The organism is Streptomyces desertarenae (assembly GCF_042681365.1).
In the GTDB taxonomy this organism is placed as follows: domain Bacteria; phylum Actinomycetota; class Actinomycetes; order Streptomycetales; family Streptomycetaceae; genus Streptomyces; species Streptomyces desertarenae.
Genome location: NZ_JBHUFU010000037.1, coordinates 1 through 4,893 on the forward strand (window position 1 = coordinate 1; position 4,893 = coordinate 4,893).

General features: G+C 71.0%; 3 protein-coding genes and 1 pseudogene. All 4 read right to left on the bottom strand.

Annotated elements, in window-relative coordinates:
* Positions 1-29: 29 nt before the first annotated feature.
* Positions 30-605, bottom strand: a complete 576-nt coding sequence (locus ACFSJS_RS27790) for a DUF742 domain-containing protein (protein WP_380905249.1) — start codon at positions 603-605, stop codon at positions 30-32.
* A gap of 113 nt (positions 606-718) precedes the next feature.
* Entirely contained in the window at positions 719-1,132 is a 414-nt protein-coding gene (locus tag ACFSJS_RS27795) for a roadblock/LC7 domain-containing protein (RefSeq protein ID WP_155072008.1), read from the bottom strand.
* A gap of 10 nt (positions 1,133-1,142) precedes the next feature.
* On the bottom strand, positions 1,143-4,433 hold the full coding sequence (locus ACFSJS_RS27800; protein WP_380905251.1) for a nitrate- and nitrite sensing domain-containing protein: 3,291 nt from the start codon (positions 4,431-4,433) through the stop codon (positions 1,143-1,145).
* A gap of 361 nt (positions 4,434-4,794) precedes the next feature.
* Positions 4,795-4,893, bottom strand: a pseudogene (locus ACFSJS_RS27805) (ATP-binding protein); the annotation flags it as partial.

Here is a 4,893-nt window from a genome sequence, read left to right on the forward strand (position 1 = left end):
TCGCGGAGGTGGTGGAGCGCGATGCACCGCTAGAGCTTGCGAAGTCCACTGAGCACCCTTTCGAGCAGTGTCACGTCTGGCTGGCCACCGGCGGACTCGTCACCGCCGGGCTGGTGGATGGCGACGAGTCCGGCCTCGGCCAGGTCGGCGACGAGGATACGGGCGACGCCCAAAGGAATGGAGAGGAGTGCGGAGATCTCCGCTACCGATTTGATCTCGTAGCACAGCTGACAGATCCGCTGGTGCTCGGGCAGCTGGCCCATCAGCTGGGCGGGCTGCGCCGTGGTGTGCACCAGCGCCTCTATCGCGAGCTGGTAGCGCGGGCGGGTGCGGCCCCCGGTCATGGCGTACGGCCGCACCAGCGGCGAGGAGCCTCCGCTGCCGCCCGCCGGCCTGGCCCTGCGCGGACCGGTCTGCTCGGCCCGGCGGGGCCGGGGAGGCTGAGGCTGCTGCTGGTACGGCGGGTACTGCTCCGGCCCGGCGGGCGGCGGAGGCGTCTGCCACTGGTGGCTGGGCGCGGAGGGGAAGTTGAACCGCTGGGACTGGTCGTGCTGCGGCTGAGGCTGGTGTTCACCGCCGTAGGGGCCGCCTGGGGGCGTTGCCACGTCTCCTCCTCCACTGCCGGACATGCCTGGGGTCCATCACCTGCGGTCTGACGGGAGCCCATCGCGTCTCCGCACCCTAATGGCGCGGAGACGCGATGCGCACGGTCTGCTGGTCAGTTGAGAAGGCTTCCCTGCAGTTCGGCGCGGAGGTCCGGCGTCAGCACCGTACCCGCGCGGTCCACCAGCAGGGCCATCTCGTAACCGACCAGACCGATGTCCGCCTCCGGGTGCGCCAGCACCGCCAACGAGGAACCGTCGGAGATCGACATGATGAACAGGAACCCGCGTTCCATCTCCACCACCGTCTGATTCACCGCACCCCCCTCGAAGATCCGCGACGCACCAGCGGTCAGCGAGGTCAGACCCGACGCGACCGCCGCCAACTGATCGGCACGATCCCGCGGAAACCCCTCGGACATGGCCAGAAGGAGGCCGTCGGCGGAGACCACCACCGTGTGCGACACCCCCGGGGTGTTCTCCACGAAGTTGGTGATCAACCAGTTCAGGTTCTGCGCCGCCTGGCTCATCGGGCTCACACTAACGCTCCTGATCGTAGGTGCTGCCGGGACCGAAGCCCGGTCGGTCGTTCTGGGTGGCGTCCGAGCCGCCCGCTGTGCGTCCCCGCCGCACGCCGCGGTGGAGGTTGCTCAACCTGCCGCGGACGTCCTCCGGGGAGCGGGAGACCTGGGGGCCGCCCTGGGCCGTCCCCTCCGTCTCCACCTCCGCGGTGCCCGGGACCAGGTTGGCCCTGGGCACCCGGCGCGGCAGGCCGGAGGGGGTGACGCCGCCGGCCTTGGGGTCGCGGATCCGCTCCGCCCGCTGCCAGCGTTCGTCATTCGCCGTTCCGCCCCAGGCGGATCCGTCGGGACGGTCCTCCTGCCCGGGCGTCTCCGGAGATTCCGCTTGCGGCTGGTGCCGCTGGGCCGGCACGTCCTCGGACGGCTGCCACTTCCGCTCCCGGCGGGGAAGTCCCGCGCCGGTCAGGGAAGAAGAGTCGTTCGAGTCCTGGCTCGGTCGGTCGAAGCCTACGCTTTCCCGGCCCTCTTCGGGAGCGCCGGGAGCGGATTCCGTTTCCGCTCCGGCGAAGGACCCCGGGCCGTTTCCGGCGCCGCCGTCCCCGCCGTACCCGGAGCCGTAGCCGTCCCGGTACTCCTGCGGGCCCTCCTGGTAGCCGGAGCGGTACTCCTGCCCGTAACCGCCCGGGCCGCTCTGCCCGTAGGCGTCCGGGCCGGGGGAGCCGTCCCGGCCGAAGGGCTCCCGGACCTCCTGGCCGTAGGGATCCTCGTCCTGGCCGTACCGGCCGAACGGGACGTCCTGGCCGTACGGGGGAGCCTGGTCCTGCAGGCCGTCCTGCAGGCCGTACCGGGGGCCCTGGCCGAAGTCCTGCGGGACGGCGTACTGGCCGGTCTGCGGGTCGTCGTAGGAGGCCGGCTGGGCCGGGTACTGCTCCTGCCGGTCCTCCTGCGCCTGGTACTGCTCCTGCCGGTCCTCCTGCGCCTGGTGCTGCGGCTGCCGGCCCTCCAGCGCCGCGCGGCGCTCCTCGCGCATCAGCGAGCGGCCGACCGGATCGAGGACGGAGGGGTCCTCCTGCGGCGGGGAGTCGTAACGGGAGTCGTCGAAGCCCAGCTCGGCGGCGGACGGCTGCCTCTGGTCCTCGTAGACCGGCTGCGCGGCCTGGGGCTGCTCCGGGACGATCCGGGAGACGGTGAAGTCCTCCTCGGTCTGCTCCTCGCCGCCGCCGCCGTGGGTGATCTCCTCCGGCAGCATGACCAGCGAGGTGGTGCCCGCCTGCTCGCCGGAGGGCCGCAGCTGGACGCGGATGCCGTGCCGGCTGGCCAGGCGGCCGACCACGAACAGGCCCATGCGCTGGGAGATCTCCACGTCCACCGTCGGCGGGTTGGCCAGCCTGTGGTTGATGTCGGCGAAGTCCTCGGGGGTGAGGCCGATGCCCCTGTCGTGGATCTCGATCACCACCCGGCCGTCGGGCAGCCGGGTCGCGGTGACGCGGACCTTGGTCTGCGGGGACGAGAACGAGGTGGCGTTCTCCAGCAGCTCGGCCAGCAGGTGCACCAGGTCGGTGACGACGGTGCCGTGGATCTCGCTGTCCGGGACACCGGACAGCTCGATGCGCTCGTAGTCCTCCACCTCCGAGGAGGCGGCACGCAACACGTCCACCAGCGGGATCGGCTGGTTCCAGCGGCGGCCCGGCTCCTCGCCCGCGAGGACCAGCAGGTTCTCGCCGTTGCGGCGCATGCGGGTCGCCAGGTGGTCCAGCTTGAAGAGGTTCTCCAGCTGGTCCGGGTCGGCCTCGTTGTTCTCCAGGTCCGTGATGAGGGCGAGCTGGCCCTCGATGAGGCCCTGGTTGCGGCGCGAGAGGTTGGTGAAGATCGCGTTGACGTTCCCCCGCAGCAGCGCCTGCTCGGCCGCGAGGCGGACCGCCTCGCGGTGGACCTGGTCGAAGGCCCGGGCGACCTCGCCGATCTCGTCGCGGCTGTCGATGGGGATGGGCTTCACCCGGGTGTCGACCTTGCCCGGGTCGGTGCGCGAGAGCTGGTCCACCAGCATCGGCAGCCGCTCCTGGGCGACGTCGAAGGCGGCGGCGCGCAGCCGGCGCATGCTGGTGCTCATCGAGCGGGCCATCATCCCGGCGATGATGAACGCCGCCAGCAGGGCCAGGAGCACCACGGCGGAGTTGACGATGGCGTCGCGCCGGGCGTCGGCGGCGATCTCCCCGGTCTCCTCCACCGCCTTGTCGGTCAGCTCCTTCTCGATCACGCGGTAGGCGTTGAACCTGCCGGTGGCGGAGGTGTACCAGTTCTCGGCGGTGATGCCGCGGGCCTGCAGCGCCCGGGGCTGGGCGCCGGAGGCTATCGCCTGGACCATCTTGTCGGTGGCCGGCGGGTCGACGAAGGCCTCACCGGTGGCCTGCGCCTCCTCCCTGGCCTCGGCGAGCCGCCGGCGGACGTCCTCGTTGCCCTTGGCCAGCTCCTCCTGCAGGCGCTTCCAGTCCTCCTCGGTGCCGCCGCCGCGGTACTCGTCGACGGCGATGCGCTCCAGGTAGGCGTAGGAGCTGAAGGCGGTGAGCTGGCGCTGCTTGTCCGCGGCGCCGGGGCCGGGCTTGATCAGCAGGTGGGTGCCGATGGAGCGCTGGAGGGAGCCGGCGGCCTTGGCCAGCGAGACGGCGTAGACGGTGCGGCCGTAGGAGGTGATGTTTCCGGTGCCCAGCCCGAGTTCGTTGGCGAACTCCATCAGCGGGTGCTGGATGCGGACGTAGCCCTCCTCGGTCTCCACGCCTTTCAGCCGGTCGGTGTAGGCGGCCTGGCGCAGTTCGGTCAGGCCCGGTTCGACCTCGGTGAAGGCCGCCAGCCGGCGCTTGAGGCCCTGGTGGTCCGGCATGTCCTCGACCCGCCGGTGGAACTCGGCGCGCGCGGCGTCGGTGACGTCGCGCATCTCCTTGATCACCGGGTCCTCGGTGTTGCCCTGGAGGAGCGGCGCGGCCGTGCGGTCACGCTCGTCGATCAGGGCGTGGGCGTAGGCGGCCGCGGCCCTGACCAGTTCGGCGGTGCGCTCGGCCTCCTCGGCCTCGGTCAGCGTCTCCAGGGAGCTCTGCACCCGGAAGCCGCCGAAGACGAGGGCGACGAGCACGGGCAGGAGCAGGATGGCGTTCAGCCTGGTGGCCACCCGCCAGTTGCGCACCGCGAAGCGGCCGCCTCCGCCCGTTCCCCCGCCGTCCCCGGGCAGGTCGGAGGACGCCTCCGCGGCACGCTGCGGCGGCGTGAAATTGCCCCGCGGCTCCCGGGACGGGGCGCTCGAATTGCTTCGCCTCACTCGACCAAACCTCTCGGCTTCAGCCCATCGTCTTCGATGAAACCGTAACTACTGCTGAGTTCAGCGAATTTCAGCACGTCAGGATGGAGCTTTCCAAACACCTGGACCTGTGAAGGCGGCCCCCCGCACCAGGGGAAGGAAACGGGCATTCCTCTTGTAGGACGGCAAAATGTTGATCGTTTGTACGCGCTGGGAGACGAACCGCTCGCGGCGAGTGGTATCAGCGTTCCAATTCTCTTTCGAAACGTTATGAAGGCCGGGACGGATGGGCACAGAACCCGTCCATCCCGGCTACTGATCCATGACATCCCGTATCGCCCCGCCACAGGTCCAGGTCCCGCTCCCGGGGTGGACGGCCCGGTCAGCGCAGCCGCGCCAGCAGGGCGTGCTCGACCAGGGTGATCAGCGTGCTCTTGGCCTCCGCCCGCCGCCGGGCGTCGGTGGTGATGATCGGCGCGTC

Coding starts and splice junctions, on each gene's coding strand:
- ACFSJS_RS27795 (WP_155072008.1), bottom strand. CDS start 1,132: ATGAGCCAGGCGGCGCAGAACCTGAACTGGTTGATCACCAACTTCGTG.